Below are 16,549 nucleotides of genomic sequence, written 5' to 3'. Positions count from 1 at the left end.
AAATGCCGATGACCCAGACCGACTTCCACCACGCGAAGCCGATCTTCGAGTACTTCGACGGCTGGACCGAGGACATCTCCGGCGCCAAGACCCTTGAGGATCTGCCGGAGAACGCCCGCAACTACATCCTGGCCCTGGAGAAGATCAGCGGCACCCGCATCTCCGCCATCGGCGTGGGCCCGGACCGCGATCAGACCATCGTGCGCTACGACCTGATCAACGACTAGATCCTTCGCAGGCGGCACCTTGTCGAGTTTCGAGAAATCGGAATTCGGCGAGGTGCCGTTTTTGGTTAAGCAGATATTGCTGATGATCCACGGTGCGGTTCCGATCTTGCCGATCCTTGACGCAGTGCAGCATCCAGACAGTCTGCCACGGTCTGGGATGATTCGGGCTGACGGGATCTTTAAGATTCTTCTATGGATGAAAGCATGGGTAGCACTCTCAAATAACGGCCCAAGCTTCTAGACGGATTGTCGGAGCTGGCCGTGAGCGATACTGATCGTCCGAGATCGCTGTACTTTTTAGTTCGCGCTACCAAGCGCTTGCTGCTTTCGAGTGACCTAGCAATTGCCAATTCGGCTTCGATGGCCAGCGCTATGTCTTGGCTAAACTGGCGTGGTTGGAGAGAGGCGTCGACAGGTTCTGGAACTATGCGATCGACTACGCCAAAACGCCTAAGCCATGCCACTGAAATTCGCTGTGAGCGGGCCATTTCTGCTGCTCGTAACGCGCTACGGTGGATGATCGCGCTTGCGCCTTCCGGGGGCAAAGGCGAGAGCCAAGAGTTTTCGGATGCAATCGTCCGGTCGGCCGGGAGCAGTGCTAGGGCGGCGCCTCCTGTTCCCTGGCCCAGCAGTACCGATACCGATGGAGCACCTAAAGCTACAAGGTCGCTAAGACAGCGCGCAATTTCGGAAGCCAGCCCGCCTTCTTCTGCCTGCGGCGAGAGCTGTGCCCCGGCGGTATCAATCAGCGTGAGCAACGGCAATTGAAGTTCCTGAGCGAGCCGCATGCCTCGCCGGGCGATTCGCAAGGAGACCGGCCCGAGGTCTGGGTCGTCATCATGACGTGGCTTTTGTTGGGCCACCACAACGCATGCCTGTGTGCCAAAAGTTGCGAGAGCCAAGATCAACCGAGGCTCATTTTCACCTTGTCCGGTACCGCTCAATGGCAGCACATCGTCGGCTGAGGCAAGAACCATGCGAGCATCTGGACGCTTCGGGTTGCGACTGCGTTGAACTGCTTCCCATGCGTCCAGTTGGCCGTCGACAGCTTGCGATCCGCCCGGTTCTTTCAGCTGTGCAGATGGCGTACCAGGTAGAAGAATATCTAGTACTCGAGTAATGATGCTAGGAAGTTCTTCGAGGCTGACGACTGCATCGATGAGTCCCTTGCGGTAGAGATTCTCCGCTAGCTGTACTCCGGCCGGAAATTCTTCGTGATAGAGCGCCTCATAAACTCGGGGGCCCAGAAAACCCAGGAGTGCGCCGGGTTCGGCAATGGTGAGGTGGCCCAAGGATCCCCAAGAAGCCATGACACCACCTGTCGTTGGGTTTCGCAGATACGTCAGGTATGGAAGCCCGGCGTCTTTGTGTTCACGCACGGCTTGGGTGATGGCAACCATTCCCAAAAAGGCTTGGGTTCCTTCTTGCATCCGTGTGCCGCCTGAACAAGGTCCTGCCAATAATGGCAGACCCTCGGCTGTGGCCTTTCGAACTGCATCGACAATGCGGTCAACGGCAGCCATACCGATTGATCCGGCGAGGAAGCGAAACTCGGACACGATAACGGCAACGCGCCGACCCTGGACCCGTCCTTCACCGGTGAGCACGGCTTCGTCGACACCGCTTTTGTCCGCAGCACGTTTTAGATCGTCCGCGTAGGCCTGATCCACAAAAGGCTGCTGCGGAGCGGAATCCCACGAACGAAAGGTGCCTTCATCTATGACGGCGTCTATGAGCTCTATCGCTGAATATCTCTTGACTGTCGTACGATTCATGATTGCGTCTCCTCAAAGTTGTCGAGCCACTCGTGAATTCTTTCAGCATCTGCGTCCAAGAGCGGGGGCGCCTGATGGTTGGTCCGGGTAGTTTCTGCGCCCGTCGAAGAGTTGAAGAAGCGAAGCGGAGGGCCGGGCAGGGAGATCTTGCCTAGAAGCTCATGCTCCACATCGATGAGCAGACCTTGAGATAGAACCTGGTCCCATTGGTAAACCTCGTCCATGGTGCGGACTTTTCCTACAGGGATGCCGTGTTCGTCGAGCAATTCCAGCAGCCGCGTCGAAGTGAATTCACTGAATGCGGTGGTGATGGCTTGATTCAGTTCTTGACGATTTTGCACCCGAAGCGAGTTATCGGCGAAGCGTGGATCGGCTGCATCTAGGCCAACGGCATCAGCAAAGCTGCGCCAGAGTTTTTCGCTGCCGACGCTGATTTGCACATCGCCATCTGCACAGGAATACAGGCCGTACGGGGCGATGGAAGGATGATGATTTCCTATTGCGCGGGGAACCTCGCCTGCTACTGTATGTCGCGTTCCTTGAAAAGCGTGTACTCCGATGATGCTGGCAAGAAGTGAGGTCCGCACCACCTGGCCCACTCCAGTTCGTTCTCTTTCTAGGAGCGCTGCCAAGACACCGTAGGCACCATACATTCCAGCAAGTAGATCGGCAATCGGAACACCTACCTTTTGCGGAGAGTCGGCATCAGGTCCAGTTAAGGACATTAGCCCTGCTTCTCCCTGAAGAATTTGGTCGTATCCGCTGCGTTGGGCTTCGGGGCCGTCGTGTCCGAAACCAGTAATCGATAGGATCACCAGGCGAGGATTCAAGTCATGTAATTCCTCAGTGCTGAAACCCAACCGGCCGAGAACACCGACGCGAAAGTTCTCCATGAGGACGTCTGCGTGCTTGATGATCTGCTTCAGCGTTTCCTTGCCGTGTTCTGATTTCAGGTCAAGCGCTATTGACTCTTTATTGCGATTGCAGGAAAGGAAGTAGGTTGCCTGAGGGGAACTTTCGGGGCCGACGAACGGCGGTCCCCAGCTGCGAGTGTCATCGCCTCGGCCCTGAGATTCTACTTTGATCACCCTTGCTCCAAGATCAGCGAGCATCATCCCAGCATGGGGGCCGGCGAGGGCACGGGTGAGGTCGACCACTGTCAGGCCGCTAAGCGGTCCCTGGCCGGTAGCAGATGTTGAATTGAGAGACTGTACCGATGCTGTCATTGAAACGAATCCTTTAGCTTTGCGGTTGCAATGTTCTGATTTGACGGGACTACAGCCAGCCGGGGAGTACGAGGGTAGCCCAAGCTAGAAGAGGTCCGACTGCTACTACTAGGCCGCCATAAGCCAGAATCTGCTTGTAGAAGCGGTCTTTATCGGTACCTTCGGGGGCGTTGGCAAGGACCAAGGCTCCATTGGTCGAGAATGGCGAGACGTCGACGATGGTCGAAGAAATCGCTAGCGCACAGATGACTCCGACGGCGCTGACCGATCCGGAATCTAAGAATGGAATTGCCAGTGGGATCAGAGCTGCCAAGATTGCAGTTGACGATGCAAAGGCCGAGACGATCGCACCGATGTAGCAAATCACCAGAGCTGCCAATAGCGGAGCACCCAATGTCGCTACGGAGTCTGAAACGTATTTGATGGTGCCGGCTTCTTCGAGGACCCCAACGAATGTGAGCATTCCGCAGATCAACAGCACGGTGGACCAACTGATTTTGTTTACAGCCCCCTTCTGGGCTTCTGGGTTAAGGAAAGCCAAAATTACAGCAATGGTGATGGATACGAATCCAACGTCAACTTTGAAGCCCAATGCGACTACAGCAAGAACAATCAGCCCCACGATGGTTGCGTACTGTCCAAAACGCTGTGACGCATTAACCGTCTTTCCCTTCGGTGCGGATCCGTCGCCTGCTGGATCGCGTGGTCCATATGTTCCGGAACCAGTGCCCTTGTAGTCAACGTCTGCTCCATGCATCCCGGCGGATACGGCCAGTCGGGCTTTGGCCACGTTCTCTGCGACGTGACCGGCGCGACTTCCTGCAAGCTTGCGGCCGCCGAGTACTAAGAACAAGACGACTGCGATGGCCAGATTGAAAATGAAGCTGCTGAGGAACAGCGCCAATGGGTCGAAATCAAACCCAGTCTTCTCAATTAGAGAGTTGACGATGACACCGTAAACTGCGATGGGCGAGAAGCCACCAGCCTGCGCGCCATGCACTACCAGCATGCCCATCATCAGCGGATTGATCTTGTACCTGGCAGCGAAGCTCAGAGCGATTGGAGCGATGATGGCGACAGCGGCTGGTCCGAGCGCTCCGATTGATGTGATCACAGCGGTAATAAGGAACATCACCCATGGGATGAGGCTGACCTTGTTATTGACAAGCTTCACTGCCTTGTCGACAAGGATGTCGATGGTCCCATTGTTTTGTGCAATTGCGAATAAATAAGTTACGCCTACCAGCGTAAGAAAGAGGCCACCGGGGAAACCCGCGAGGATATCGTCAGCGCCCATCCCAAGGAAGAACGTTCCGAGAACAAACGCGCCAACGAAGGCGAGGGCTCCCATGTTGATCGGAAACATTGTCGCGATGATGAACATTACCGCTAGGACAATGATCGAAATGATCTCTACCGACATGATCGGAAATCCTTTGCTATGTTTATGTGAGGTGCATCACTGGACTAGCCTCCTAGACTCTAGGAGTCTTGTCAAGGACGTTTCAATGTAGATTTAGATCTCAAGGTCACATACTGGGAGGCGATATGGCTCTGGAGAACAACCGCAGCGCATTGAAGAAGATGCAGCGACCTCGTCTTTACGAGCAATTGATGCAGCAAATATTAGCCTTCGTCGAAACCGAACAATTGGGCCCCGGGGATCATTTGCCCGCTGAACGCGACCTGGCGGTTCAACTGGGAGTTTCGCGGGCTACAGTTGCTCAGGCGTTGGTGGCTTTGGAGGTTCTTGGTGTCATTGACGTTCAGCACGGTACTGGTGCTGTGTTGGTGTATCGTCCGCACATCGCTACGGTTCTTCGCCAGTTACGGGAGCATGAAAGCCGTCTTCCCGACATCGTTGAAGCCAGAAGTACGCTTGAGGTGAAGCTTGCTTCGTTAGCAGCCATGCGACGTACCGAAGAAGATCTCGAACGCATTACCCGCGCGCTTGATGTGATGAGTGAAGAGGTTGCCGCTGGCGGACGTGGCGAGCGAGGTGATGAGCTGTTCCACAAGGCTATTACCGCAGCAGCGAAATCTTCCGTGCTGCAGCAGCTGATGACATTCATTTCTGAAATGGTTTTGGAGACGCGCATTGAGTCACTGGGGCAACCGGGGCGACCAGAAATGTCTCTGGCCTCGCACAGGAGAATTTTTGAGGCGATCCAAGATCAGGATGCCCGAGGGGCTGCGGATGCCATGCTCGAACATATTAATCTGGTATCTGACGTAGCGCTTCTTAAGCGCGAAGATTAGAAGTTACTCTGGCCAATTGCCGGGAAGCGCAATGGAGCATGAGCCTTTTCGCTTGCCGTGATCGACGGCCGTGTCTGTGCGGATGAGTGACTGGTGAAGGTTCGATCATAGGAGGTGTCAGGTTGTTTGACCGGGGGCCTATGTGGCACCTTGCCGAGTTTCGAGAAGTCGCAATTCGGCGAGGAGCCGTTTGTGGTTAAGCAGTAATTGCCGAAGATCCACAACACGATTCCGCTCTTGTCGAATCTAATACCGTTACGATATCGGTAACAGTATGGAGTTGCGATATGTCCACAACTAACTAGAACGTCGATGTGCCGACGAGCGCTTCATCCAGCGCAAGTTCGGTGGTCCAGATGGCAAAGGCACTGCGTTTGCGCCTCAACGAATTGCGCCGAGTTTCGCAGATGGAAGATCTGCTTTATATCACTGGAAAATGGGAAGCGCTGAAGGAAGATCGGGCGGGTCAATGGTCGGGAAGGCTGACCAAAAACTGGAGAATTATTGCCGCTCCGGAAGATAGGACCATCAGCGTCTGCATCATTGAAATTGTCGACTATCACTAATTGCCAAGCCTCTAAGGGAAGGGAGCCAGTCATGGCCAATTTGCCAAATTATGCCGTCTCACCCGGCGAGCATATTCAGGAATGGCTGGATGACCGACATTTGAATGCGGCAGAACTTGCCCGCCGCCTGGGGGTCACGCCGAAGCATGTCTCCGAGCTGCTTTCCGGCAAAGCTCCTTTGTCTGCCAAGCTCGCTCTCGGTTTGGAACGCGTCACCGGCACTCCAGCACGATTGTGGAACTCGATCGAGGCAGGCTACCGGGAAGACCTGGCGCGCTTGGCCGAGGAAGAGTCCCTGGTGCAGCAATACGATCAAGCCAAACAATTTCCCTTGGCTTACCTGCGAAAGTGGGGATACATTTCAGCAACTTCGCGAGACAAGGCTGGCACGGTGCGCGAACTGTTGTCGATTTTCCGCATCGGAAATCTCAACTCGTTCGATGCTACTTGGGCTCATTCAAAGGTCGCTTATCGCAAAGCAACGCTCAACGGAGACAAAACCTTCGAACGGGCAACCTGGCTTGCGCTCGGCGAGCAGGCGGCGGCTATTGAAGAACTGCCTGAATTTGACAGGAAGCAGCTTGAGGCAATGGTTACTGACCTGCGTTCCCTGACTGCCAATCCCAACCCTGTTGTAGCCATCGCCGAAGCACAGGCGATGCTGCGCAACGTCGGAGTTGGCCTGTGCCTGGTTCCTCCGATACCAGGCTTCGGCGTGCATGGGGCAACCCGGTGGATCCTGGGACGCCCCATCGTGCAGCTATCGGTGCGCGGAAAGAAGGACGACCAGCTGTGGTTTACGTTGTTCCACGAGCTGGGACATGTTCTTCTGCACGACCATAATTCAATCTTCATGCAGGGCAGCGGTAGTCGCGAAGAGTTCGAAGCGGATGTCTATGCCGCAACTACCTTGGTGCCAGACGAGTATCGCGACCGGCTGCCGGCAAACCGCAATATTCGAACGGTGCGGGAGCTTGCCAAGGAACTTGGCGTTGCACCGAGTATTGTCCTTGGGCAAACACAGAAGGCAACTGGAGATTTTGCTTGGGGCCACGAACTTAAGGTGACGCTCGAATGGGACATGGGTAGCAAATAAGGCCGACGGGCGCGCGACCTGGCGCATGCCATTGGGATTGGTGCGGTGTTCTGCCGAAGCTGAAGTCCACAACGGCCGGCGCGGTTGACTCATCTGAGTAAATCAACAGCACCGGCCGTGACGGTTATCCGGGCCTGGACTGCGCGGGTGGGAAAGGATGCGCAGCTCGGCGGCCCAGAAAATTTTCGAGCATCGGAAGCTAGCCCTCGATGCTGACCCCTTCTTCCTCGGACTTGCCCGAGACGCGCAGGTTCCAGTGGTCAAGCACCTTGGCATCTGTGGCCTTGGTGAACACCGAGACCAAAATGAAAGTCACCGCGGAGGCGATCAGGCCGTAGTAGATCGGCTCATTGGCGTAGACGCCGGCGAACTTCTCGGTGGCCTGAACCTCCAGCACAATCATGGTGCCCAGGGTGACGATAGTGCCCACCGCCATGGAGGCGGTCGCGCCGTGGCCGTTGCCTCGCTTCCACAGCAGGCCGCCGATGATCGCCACCAGCAGACCGCCTACCAGGATGTCGTAGGCGATGGTCAGCGCCGCGACCACGTCGTCGACCAGGATGGCGAGGGTGACGGTCACCAGGCCGAGGACCAGCACCCAGATGCGGTTCGCACGCACGTCGTGCTCGGGATTCTCGTTGGAGTTCACCGAGATGTTCTTGCCGAACCAGCTCGCGACGAACGGGGTCACGTCGGTGCGCGCCACGGTGGCCGCGGCGATCAACGCACCGGAAGCTGTGGACATCATCGCCGCCACCGCCGCCGCCATGACCAGGCCGCCCACAGCCACTGGCAGCAGCTGGGTGGCGACCTCCGCGTAGACCACGTCCTTATTGGCCTCGGCGCCGGCGATGCTCGGCAGCGCCACCTTGGCGGCCATGCCGATCAGCGCACCTGCCGCACCGTAAAGAACGCAGTAGATGCCGGCGGTGGTGCCGCCCCAGCGGGCTACCTTGGGAGTCTTCGCGGTGAACACGCGCTGCCAGATATCCTGGCCGATCAACAGGCCCAGGGTGTAGACCACGAAGTAGGTGATGATCGACTGCAGGCCGATGCCGGTGATGTCGAAGAACTCGTCGCCCACACGCTGGCGGATGCCGTCCAGCCCGCCGGCGGCGTTCAACGAGAACGGCAGCATCAACGCAAAGATGCCGATTGTCTTAATGACGAACTGCACCTGGTCGGCCAGGGTGATCGACCACATGCCGCCGATGGTGGAGTAGATGATCACGATGGCGCCGCCGATGGCGATGGCCACCCACTTCTCCCAGTCGAAGAGCACGACGAAGATCGTGGCGTAGGCGCTGGTGGAGGTGGCGCAGAGCATCAGGGTGTAGGCGAGCATGACAATACCGGAGGTATTGGTTGCCGCCTGGCTGCCGTAGCGCAGGGAAAGCATCTGGGAGACGGTGAAGACCTTGAGCTTCTGCAGCGTCGGCGCGAATGCCAGGGACAGCAGGATGACGCCGGCGCCGATGGCTACCACGAGCCACATGCCGGAGATCCCCCACTTGTAGCCGAGGCCTACACCGCCGACGGTGGAGGCGCCGCCCAGGACGACCGCCGCCATGGTGCCGGTGTAGAGGAAGGGGCCGAGACGTCGGCCTGCAACAAGATAGTCGCTGCTGTTTTTGGTGCGGGATTTGCCCCACCAGCCAAAGGCCAGCATGGCCGCGAGATACAGTGCGACGATGAGCCCATTGATGTAATCCATGCGGATACCTAACTGAACGAGTGATGCCTAAAGGTAAACATTAGTTTTCTCAAAGGATATTGACTGTACGTGACCCGGTCAACATTCTGCAGCTCAATCTCCGCTTAGTATCTACCCCTTGCCTCACTAATTCCAGTGATTGCTAGAACTAATGTGTTCTGAGAATCCAGAGACGCACAAGAAGAGCGCGATCCGCCCGGAAAAAGATTAATTTCGTCCAGCGTGCGCCACCGAGAGCTCGATGGTGAAACTGGCGCTTAACTGCCTGTGGCGCTTCAGCGGTCGAGATGACCAGCTAAAGCGCCACATGGCGTTCCTGAATTAGCTGCCAAGCAGCCGCTCTACCCGCGCCATGGCCGCGGGGATCGGCTCGACGATGAGCGCGTCGGTGGTCTCGCGCAGCCGTCGAGCGGTTTCACTCAGCGGTCCGCCGGCGATGATCACCGCCTGAGCGCCTGCGGCCACCGCTTCCTCGGTTGCCGCGCGCAGTTCCTCGTCCTGAGCCTGCGGATTCGACGCCAGTTCAAGCGGTGCGCTTTCGGTCAGGTAGACCCCGAGGAAATTTTCTTCGCAGCCGTAGTGGTGCACTAGATCCCGGAGGGAACCTGCCAGCTCATGGGTCGTGGTTGCCATGGCGTAGGGCCGGCCTCCTGCGCTGGCTTCGAGGATCGCAGCCTGGCCGATGCCCACCACCGGGATGTCCAGGCAGTCGGCCAGCTCGTCGCGCCCGGGGTCGCCGATGGCTGAGACGATCACTGCGTCCAGCGCCCCGGCGTCGACTCGTTGGGCGATGCGCTCTACCACCGCATTGGCCGACTCGGCTAGGGCAGTTGGCTCGATGATCATTCCCGGTCCGTAGTTAACTGTCGCAGCTTCTACGGTGATCTGTGCGCTGACTGCGCTCTGCTGGGCCAGCTCGGTCATCATCGTGGTGGTGGCGCTGTTGGTGTTGGGGTTGACCAGCACGACCCTCAAAGTTCGGGAATCAGTGTCCATAGATTGCATTGTCATCTTCCTGCAGTGGTTTGCCAAAGGTTTCGGGAACAAAGCGGATGCTGACTGCCAGCACCACGAACAGCCCGGCCATCACGGAGAACATGGCTCCGATGCCGCCGGCGTCGAAGACCGCACCTGCAACCAGCGGGAACAAGCCGCCGGAGAGCGAACCTGCGGCCAGGATGATCGAGGTGCCGAAGCCGCGCACTCGCGTCGGGTACTGCTCGGGGGCGAACAGCCAGATGGTGGTGTTGAGGACGATGATCGAGTAGTTGAAGATGACGCCGAAGATCAGCACGAACACGATGTTGCTGCCCAGGAACGCGATGGCCAAGCCGGAGCCGCAGCCAAGGATGGCTGCCAGGGTCAGCACCAGCTTGCGTGGGAAGCGGTTGGCAACCACCGAGGCGGTGAGCGCGCCGAGCAGCGAGCCGGTCTGCATCAGCAGGGTGAACCACAGCGAGGTATTCACCGCGTAGCCGAGGGATACCAGGATCATCGGCATCAGGGTCAGCATGGAGATCTGGGCGGCATATGACATGCCGACGGCAATGACCAGCATCACCGTGCGCGGCAGCAGCTTCTTGGAGAACACCTGTTTCCAGCTGCCGGCGTTAGATCCGGTGGCCGCGGTGGTTTCCTGGGCCCCGACGATGTACTGCTCGTGAGCGGCGACCTTGCCCGCCAGCTTGCCGGTGGCGAGGCGGTTGAGCACCTCGTTGCACTTGTCGATCTGACCCGTGGCCGCCAGGTAGCGCGGCGTTTCGGGTACGTAGCGGCGGAACCACAGCACCAGCAGGGCCGGAAGGAACAGCAGGCCGAAGAGCCAGCGCCACTTATCCGGTCCGTCGAAAAGGGTGAAGACCAGAATGCCGAAGGCCGGGGCGAGCATGTTGCCCAAGCCGGCGGCGGTGACGTTGATCAGGCCGACTGCGGTGCCTCGATGCTTGGCGGAGAAGAACTCGGCCATCATGATCACTGCGACAGCGATTTCGCCGCCCAGGCCGAAGCCGACGATGAAGCGTCCCGCTGCAAGCAGCGCGTAGGACGGTGCGAAGGCGCAGATCAGAGAGCCGACCGCGAAGACGATCAGGTTGACCGTGAGCATATTGCGACGACCGAAGCGGTCGACGATCAGGCCGGTGGCAATGCGGCCCAGGGCCGTTGCCGTAAAGGTCATGGTGTTCAGGAAGCCGATGCTTGACGCGTCCAGCCCCCACGACTCACGCAAGATCGGACCGGTGATGCCCACAGCATTTTGCTCTAGGGCGTCGAAGAAGACGCCGAGCAGAATCATGAAGACGATTTGTTTGTGGGCACCGGTGACACCGATGCGTTCATAGGTGGATTCGATCTGTTCGGCCAGTGGGCGGGTGCCGCCGCGTGCCGTTGTCGCATCCGAGGTAGGGGAGGACATGATGCTTGCTTCTTTCTCCAAGAGGCGAGTAACCAATTGCCGATAATTTCATAATGCGGAATCGAAATTCCATAACAATGTGAACTAGGTTACAAATCCAGCAGGGCGGTGTCAATGGGATCCCAAAGTTATTAACTTCATTAAAGTCTCAGGTCGGAGTCGGATTTATGGATTAATCTAGGACTTTGACTTTGGGCTTGTTTTGCATACCAATCACCTCTTGACGCGGTGACTGGGCGCTGTAACGAGTAGCGGCCGCGCAGGAACGAGGGGTTCCTGCGCGGCCGCCGTGTCGTACTGGGTCGGGCTTAGGCTAGGTCGTTGCGCACCACTGCGCCCTGGGCGATGACCACCTTGACCTGGGACAGCGCCTTGGAGGTCTCCAGAGGGTTGCTGTCCAGGACAACCACGTCTGCGACGCCGCGCACGGACAAGCGACCCACGCCATGCTTGGCGACGCCGAGCAGCTTGGCTGGCGCCGTGGTGATCGACTGCAGTGCCTGCAGCTTGCTCAGGCCAGCCTCTGCGAGCGCGTTCGCCTCATCGCCAATAGGGGTGACGTCGGTGCCGAAGGAATCGGTGCCGCCGATGACGGTGACTCCCAGCTCGTTGGCGGCACGGGCGGCTTCGGCGAGCAGCGGGCCGTATTCCTTGCCGCGGGCGGCGAGGATGGGGTTGCTTGAATCCTTCATGCCGGCGATGCCGAAGAGGGTCGGGGTGAAGTAGGTGCCCTGCTTGGCCATGCGCACCATGGTCTTTTCGTCCATGAACACGCCGTGCTCGATGCTTCGGACGCCGGCGGCGACGGCGCCTGCAATACCCTTGGCGCTGTAGCTGTGGCACAGCACTCCGGCGCCCTTGGCGGCGTGGACTACGGCCGAGAGCTGCTCCTGATCGTAGACCAGCTCCAGTGGATCCTGTTCAGGGATGCCAGCGCGTGGATTGGAACGGGTCTTGATGACGGTTGCGCCGCGGGCGATGTTCACCCGGGTCAGATGGGCCAGATCCTTCGGGTCGGTGAGCTGGTTGCGCTTGGCTGCCAGCGGCGCCAGATCTGGGTCGGCGAGGATCGAATCGCCCTGGTCGGGGGAGACGAAGAGGCCGGCCGCGTGCATGCGCGGGCTCAGGCCTGGTGCGTACTGCGAAACGCGGGCCAGCGCGATGTCCTGGTAGAAGCTGGAGGAACCGCTGCGAACGGTGGTGGCGCCGTGGCTGAGGATCAGTGCGGTGTCTTCGAATGACTGGGCATGCACGTGGGCGTCGACGAGGCCCGGGAGGACGAATTTACCGTGGGCGTTGATGACTGCCGCCGAGGATCCGACTTCGCGCACTGCCTTGCGGGTCTCATCGCGCGTGCCCATGGCCTTGACCTTGCCCTGCGCAAGAACTACCACTGCATCCTCGATGACGTGGCCGGTTTCAGGGTCGATGATGCTTCCGCCCTGGATGACGATCGGCTGCACCTTGCTGTCGGTGCCGGGCTTGGCCAGGGGCAGTGCGGAGGGTGCACCTGCTGGCTGTGCTGCCATGGCTGAGGTTGGCAGGAAGCTGGTCATGCCAAGTCCTGCCAGTGCCGCGGCTCCTGCCAGTACATGGCGGCGCTCAAGCTGCTTTTTAGGGGTGGGGCCTGCAATGTGATCGTGTTCGCACATGGGGGCTGTGAACCTTTCGCTGATCAATAGATGTGCTCTAGGTTACCGGGTCTTGAGTTCGAAATGTATGAATGGGATACCAAAAATATCAATATTTCTCTAAGTTTCTGCGCAGAGTGCGGAAGGTTGGTGAGGTTTTGGTTTGTCAAAACAGGTTCTCCGCGCCAACCGATCGCAGGGGAGCACTATGTAAGTTGCGGCTTTGCACCACGCGGCGGGGTGGTTCATCTTAGGGTCGGCAGGCCCTGAATCTTGGCACATTGCGCCTCGGGGTTTAACATAAATTGCTACCGAATTCCGTGAGCAGTAAACCCCAAAACCACGAGGTGGAAATCAGATGGCACAGATGAGTGAGGAACTCATTGAGCAGTGGGCCGATGCTACTGCAGAAATCTACAATGAGTCCCTGACCGGTATTAACCTGAGCCGCTTGCCGGATGCAGTGGAACAGTACATTGATCTCTTTTCCCAGAGTGAAGACCTGACCTTCAACGCTGAGTCTTCGCCAACTGACTACTTTGAACACCATCCTTTTTCGGCTGTCACCGCGATTCTGAATAGCCCGGATGCTCTGGAAGTTCTGGACTCAGACGCTCAGGACTCATTGGATGCCATGGCAGACTTCACCGAGGCCTGGTACAACTTCGATCAAGAGCAGGAACCGGAGCTGGGCATCTCGGAAGCCGACGACGAGGAAGACTGGTAAACCCGGTCGCCTTGAAGCCTTAAGCCAGTGTGGAACGGGGAGCTCGATTACCGTCCACGCTGGCTTCGCGTTTAAAGTGCAACCCCTTGGCAAGCGGATTCCATGGTGAGACGATGCTCGGTATGAGCCAATTCAGCGTCTTTGAAAGCACCGAGACAGTCCACTTGCCGGTGCATCGCGTATGGGAATTGTTGACCGACTGGACTTCCGCACCATTGTGGATGCCGGGCGTTGAAACGATGCACGCCGATGATCCGCAGCTGCGGGTCGGGACCAACTTGGTTTATCGCATCAGCGGTCACGAGCGCCGTTATGAAGTTCACGACCTGATCGAAGACAAATTGCTGGTGCTGCACACATCGCAGAACCCAGACGGTTTGTCCTACCGCTATGACCTGAAGGACGACGCAGGGCAGACCGAAGTGGTGCTGCAGGTATCAATCATCAACCCGGATCTCAGCGTTGCTGAATGCGAAGAACTAGCACAGGCAGTTACGGCTGATGAGGGCGAAATCTTGGCGCGACTGAGGTCCTACGCCCAGCTAGCCCCCTAGCTGGCGGGCGACTGTGACTCGGAATCCTGGTCAGAGCTCGCGGCGCTCGCCGGGTGCGGTCCGACGGTGTACGCCTTGCCCGCCGTGAAATCCGCACCGTTGAACAACTGCTGTACCGTTACCAACTTGTAGCCGTCGGCGGTGAGCTTGGAAACAAGGCTTGGAACCGCATCCACCGAGGTTTGGTGGATGTCGTGCATCAGGATGATCGACCCCGGCTTGACCTCTTTCATCGCGGTGTCGACAGCCTTTTGTGCGTTGAGGTCTTTCCAATCAAGGGTGTCGACATCCCACAACACCAAGGGGTAGGGGATCAGCCCGTCGTAGACGGCGCCGTGGCTGCCGTAGGGCGGGCGCAAGACTGTAGGTTTTTGGCCTGAAGCCTTTTCGATGGCTTCATCGGTCCATTGAACTTCATGTTCAATTTTTTCTTTTGTCAGCTTTGTGATGTCTGCGTGGTCCCAGGTATGGCTGCCCAACTCATGCCCCTCGGCCACCATGCGCTTGAGGGTATCGGGGTATTTGGCCACGTTCTTCCCGACCATGAAGAACGTGGCAGGGGCGTGAGCCTCGGCCAATTCATCAAGCAGCTGGTTGGTGAATTTGCCGGGTCCATCGTCAAAGGTCAGTGCGACGCATTTTTCAACCGTGCAATCCGGGGCGCTCTGCGTGCTTTCCGCCGACGAGGCGGCGTCATCAGTTGTCTCGGGGGCGCCCGAGGAGCATCCGGTCAGCAGCGACAGGCTCAACAGTGCGGCGGCTGCACCGGACAAGATGGTGGACAAGGACCTCATCTGTCCACCATCTCGTGGCCGGTTGTCGACGGGTGAAACCGCCACGCCTGATTGAGGTGACATTCGGATAACAAATGACAAGCGCACAGGATTTGTTCGAACCTTTGCTGTGGGTCAGGAATCGACTTCTGCCGGCTGATCCAGTGGGTTTGCCAGCTCATCCTTGGCGAACTTTCCGGCCCACCACGCCAGCAGCCCAAAAACCGGTGACACGACACCGGCGATGACGAATATCGCCTGCAGGCTCATCACCTGGCTCAACGGCCCCGCAACAGCCATGGACACCGGCATCAACGCCAGGGAGACGAAGAAATCTAGGCTTGAAATACGCCCCAACAGCTTCTTTGGGACTCGGCGCTGAAGCAGTGTTCCCCAGATGACCATGCCCACCGCATCGGTGACGCCAAAGACCAACAGGATCAAGAACAGCATCCATGCAGCGTCCACGTAGCCGATCAGCGCCAGGGGCAGGGTGCCGAAGCACCAGCAGGCGGTCATCAGGGTCAGGTAGCGCCGGGGGAATCGCGATGATGCGATCAGCAGCGACCCAATGGCGGATCCTGCGCCGAAGAACGCCAGTGCGTAGCCGAAGAGCTTCGCATCTCCCTGAAGGTGGTCGCTGACGATGAACGGCAGCAGCACCTCGAACGGGCCGATGAAGGTGAACACCGAAATGATCGAAAAGAACAACGTCCAGCGCAGCCAGCTGGTGCGCATGGTGTATCCGATGCCTTCACGCAGCTGGCGAATCACGCTGGGGTGGCCCGCGTCGTTCTCTGGTGCCGGTGCGTCATACTCCTTGCGCGTGCGGATGAAGCTTAAAACGATCAGGGCGGCCAAGTGGCAGGCGGCGATCGCGGTGATCGCGTAGGCGGGCGAGAAGGCGGCAACGACAAAGCCCGCAAGCATCGGACCCAACGCGGTCTGTACCACCGGACGAACCGTGCCCTCCATGCCGTTGGCTGCCAACAGCTGATCGGCCGGAAGCATTCTGGGAAGCAGCGCCGAGTAGGCGGGGTAGAAAAACGCCCCGCCGGCGCCGGCAAGAAACCCGGTGATCATCAAATGCCACAGCTGCAGGGAATCGCTGAGCGCCAAGACTGCGGTAGTCGTCATCACGATGAAAAACAACGTCTCAACAAGGATGACGATCTTCCGACTGGAATAGCGGTCCGCCATAATGCCGCCGAGCAGCACGAAGGCTAGCAGGCCAATGCTGTTGGCAGTTGCCACCGCGGAAAGGTCCAGCGGACCTCCGCCAAGCCGGCGGACCTGATAAACCATTGCCACCGCCCACATGCCCGAGGCGAAGGTGGAGGTGATCATGGCGCTGACCAGAAGTGCATAGTCGCGATGGGCGAAGGGCTGAACGAGCCGGGAGACGGAAGAAGGCAGAACGCTCACGAGTGCCTCCTGTTGTACTTGTCGTTGTAGTGCCCCAAAATAAGAATGCACCCAGCGATTGGTAAATGTCAATCACTAGTTTTGGGGGCTTTTGAGCTGTTTTCTGCGGCCGGCGGCCGAGTGTTTTCTCGTGGGATGGTAGCCCGTTTCGCGGCTTTCGGGG

Annotated in this window: 15 protein-coding genes; 6 read left to right on the top strand and 9 right to left on the bottom strand. The window is 58.3% G+C overall.

What is annotated here, in order from left to right; all coding sequences use genetic code 11:
• Positions 1-227: adenylosuccinate synthetase (locus RUH64_RS15825; RefSeq protein WP_313814676.1), on the top strand; the 227-nt coding region annotated here is incomplete at its 5' end.
• A gap of 179 nt (positions 228-406) precedes the next feature.
• Here the strand turns inward: RUH64_RS15825 and RUH64_RS15820 are convergent.
• From RUH64_RS15820 to RUH64_RS15810, 3 genes are read right to left on the bottom strand one after another with little or no spacing between them, the layout of a single operon-like run.
• On the bottom strand, positions 407-2,002 hold the full coding sequence (locus tag RUH64_RS15820; protein WP_313814674.1) for a carboxyl transferase domain-containing protein: 1,596 nt from the start codon (positions 2,000-2,002) through the stop codon (positions 407-409).
• On the bottom strand, positions 1,999-3,228 hold the full coding sequence (locus tag RUH64_RS15815) for a CoA transferase (RefSeq protein ID WP_313814672.1): 1,230 nt from the start codon (positions 3,226-3,228) through the stop codon (positions 1,999-2,001). The genes RUH64_RS15820 and RUH64_RS15815 overlap by 4 nt, the downstream gene beginning before the upstream one ends.
• A 49-nt stretch (positions 3,229-3,277) precedes the next feature.
• A complete protein-coding gene (locus tag RUH64_RS15810) occupies positions 3,278-4,651 on the bottom strand; it encodes an SLC13 family permease (RefSeq protein WP_313814670.1) in 1,374 nt (457 codons plus the stop codon).
• Positions 4,652-4,776: 125 nt separating this feature from the next.
• Here RUH64_RS15810 and RUH64_RS15805 point away from each other — a divergent pair, with 125 nt between their 5' ends.
• The 3 genes from RUH64_RS15805 to RUH64_RS15795 all read left to right on the top strand — a co-directional run bounded on the left by RUH64_RS15805 (position 4,777) and on the right by RUH64_RS15795 (position 7,149).
• Positions 4,777-5,487, top strand: coding sequence for a FadR/GntR family transcriptional regulator (locus RUH64_RS15805; RefSeq protein WP_313814669.1), 711 nt, complete (start codon positions 4,777-4,779; stop codon positions 5,485-5,487).
• A gap of 356 nt (positions 5,488-5,843) precedes the next feature.
• Entirely contained in the window at positions 5,844-6,053 is a 210-nt protein-coding gene (locus tag RUH64_RS15800; RefSeq protein ID WP_313814667.1) for a type II toxin-antitoxin system YoeB family toxin, read from the top strand.
• Between the two features lie 31 nt (positions 6,054-6,084).
• Positions 6,085-7,149, top strand: a complete 1,065-nt coding sequence (locus tag RUH64_RS15795; protein ID WP_313814666.1) for an ImmA/IrrE family metallo-endopeptidase — start codon at positions 6,085-6,087, stop codon at positions 7,147-7,149.
• A 199-nt stretch (positions 7,150-7,348) separates the two neighbouring features.
• Here RUH64_RS15795 and RUH64_RS15790 read toward each other — a convergent pair whose 3' ends face one another.
• The 4 genes from RUH64_RS15790 to RUH64_RS15775 all read right to left on the bottom strand — a co-directional run bounded on the left by RUH64_RS15790 (position 7,349) and on the right by RUH64_RS15775 (position 12,928).
• Positions 7,349-8,863, bottom strand: coding sequence for a sodium:solute symporter (locus tag RUH64_RS15790; protein ID WP_313814664.1), 1,515 nt, complete (start codon positions 8,861-8,863; stop codon positions 7,349-7,351).
• Positions 8,864-9,184: 321 nt separating this feature from the next.
• Positions 9,185-9,859 (bottom strand): aspartate/glutamate racemase family protein, encoded by a 675-nt coding sequence (locus RUH64_RS15785; protein WP_313814662.1) that lies wholly within the window; start codon positions 9,857-9,859, stop codon positions 9,185-9,187.
• The gene (locus tag RUH64_RS15780) at positions 9,849-11,276 is read right to left on the bottom strand and encodes an MFS transporter (RefSeq protein ID WP_313814661.1); all 1,428 of its coding nucleotides are present in this window, start codon (positions 11,274-11,276) and stop codon (positions 9,849-9,851) included. Before RUH64_RS15780 ends, RUH64_RS15785 begins: the two co-directional genes overlap by 11 nt.
• Positions 11,277-11,584: 308 nt before the next feature.
• Entirely contained in the window at positions 11,585-12,928 is a 1,344-nt protein-coding gene (locus RUH64_RS15775) for an amidohydrolase family protein (RefSeq protein ID WP_313814660.1), read from the bottom strand.
• A gap of 337 nt (positions 12,929-13,265) precedes the next feature.
• Here RUH64_RS15775 and RUH64_RS15770 point away from each other — a divergent pair, with 337 nt between their 5' ends.
• Positions 13,266-13,634 (top strand): hypothetical protein, encoded by a 369-nt coding sequence (locus RUH64_RS15770; protein ID WP_313814659.1) that lies wholly within the window; start codon positions 13,266-13,268, stop codon positions 13,632-13,634.
• A gap of 122 nt (positions 13,635-13,756) precedes the next feature.
• Positions 13,757-14,188 carry an SRPBCC family protein gene (locus RUH64_RS15765; RefSeq protein WP_313814658.1) on the top strand — a complete coding sequence of 144 codons (432 nt, stop codon included), beginning with the start codon at positions 13,757-13,759 and terminating at the stop codon, positions 14,186-14,188.
• Here RUH64_RS15765 and RUH64_RS15760 read toward each other — a convergent pair.
• Entirely contained in the window at positions 14,185-14,982 is a 798-nt protein-coding gene (locus RUH64_RS15760) for a polysaccharide deacetylase family protein (protein WP_313814657.1), read from the bottom strand. The genes RUH64_RS15765 and RUH64_RS15760 overlap by 4 nt on opposite strands.
• Before the next feature lie 114 nt (positions 14,983-15,096).
• Positions 15,097-16,386 (bottom strand): MFS transporter, encoded by a 1,290-nt coding sequence (locus tag RUH64_RS15755; protein ID WP_313814656.1) that lies wholly within the window; start codon positions 16,384-16,386, stop codon positions 15,097-15,099.
• Positions 16,387-16,549: the final 163 nt, after the last annotated feature.

It is taken from the genome of Glutamicibacter sp., from assembly GCF_032154645.1.
In the GTDB taxonomy this organism is placed as follows: domain Bacteria; phylum Actinomycetota; class Actinomycetes; order Actinomycetales; family Micrococcaceae; genus Glutamicibacter.
The sequence above is the reverse complement of the archived record's forward strand: the minus strand, read 5'-3'. Positions and strand labels throughout refer to the sequence as shown.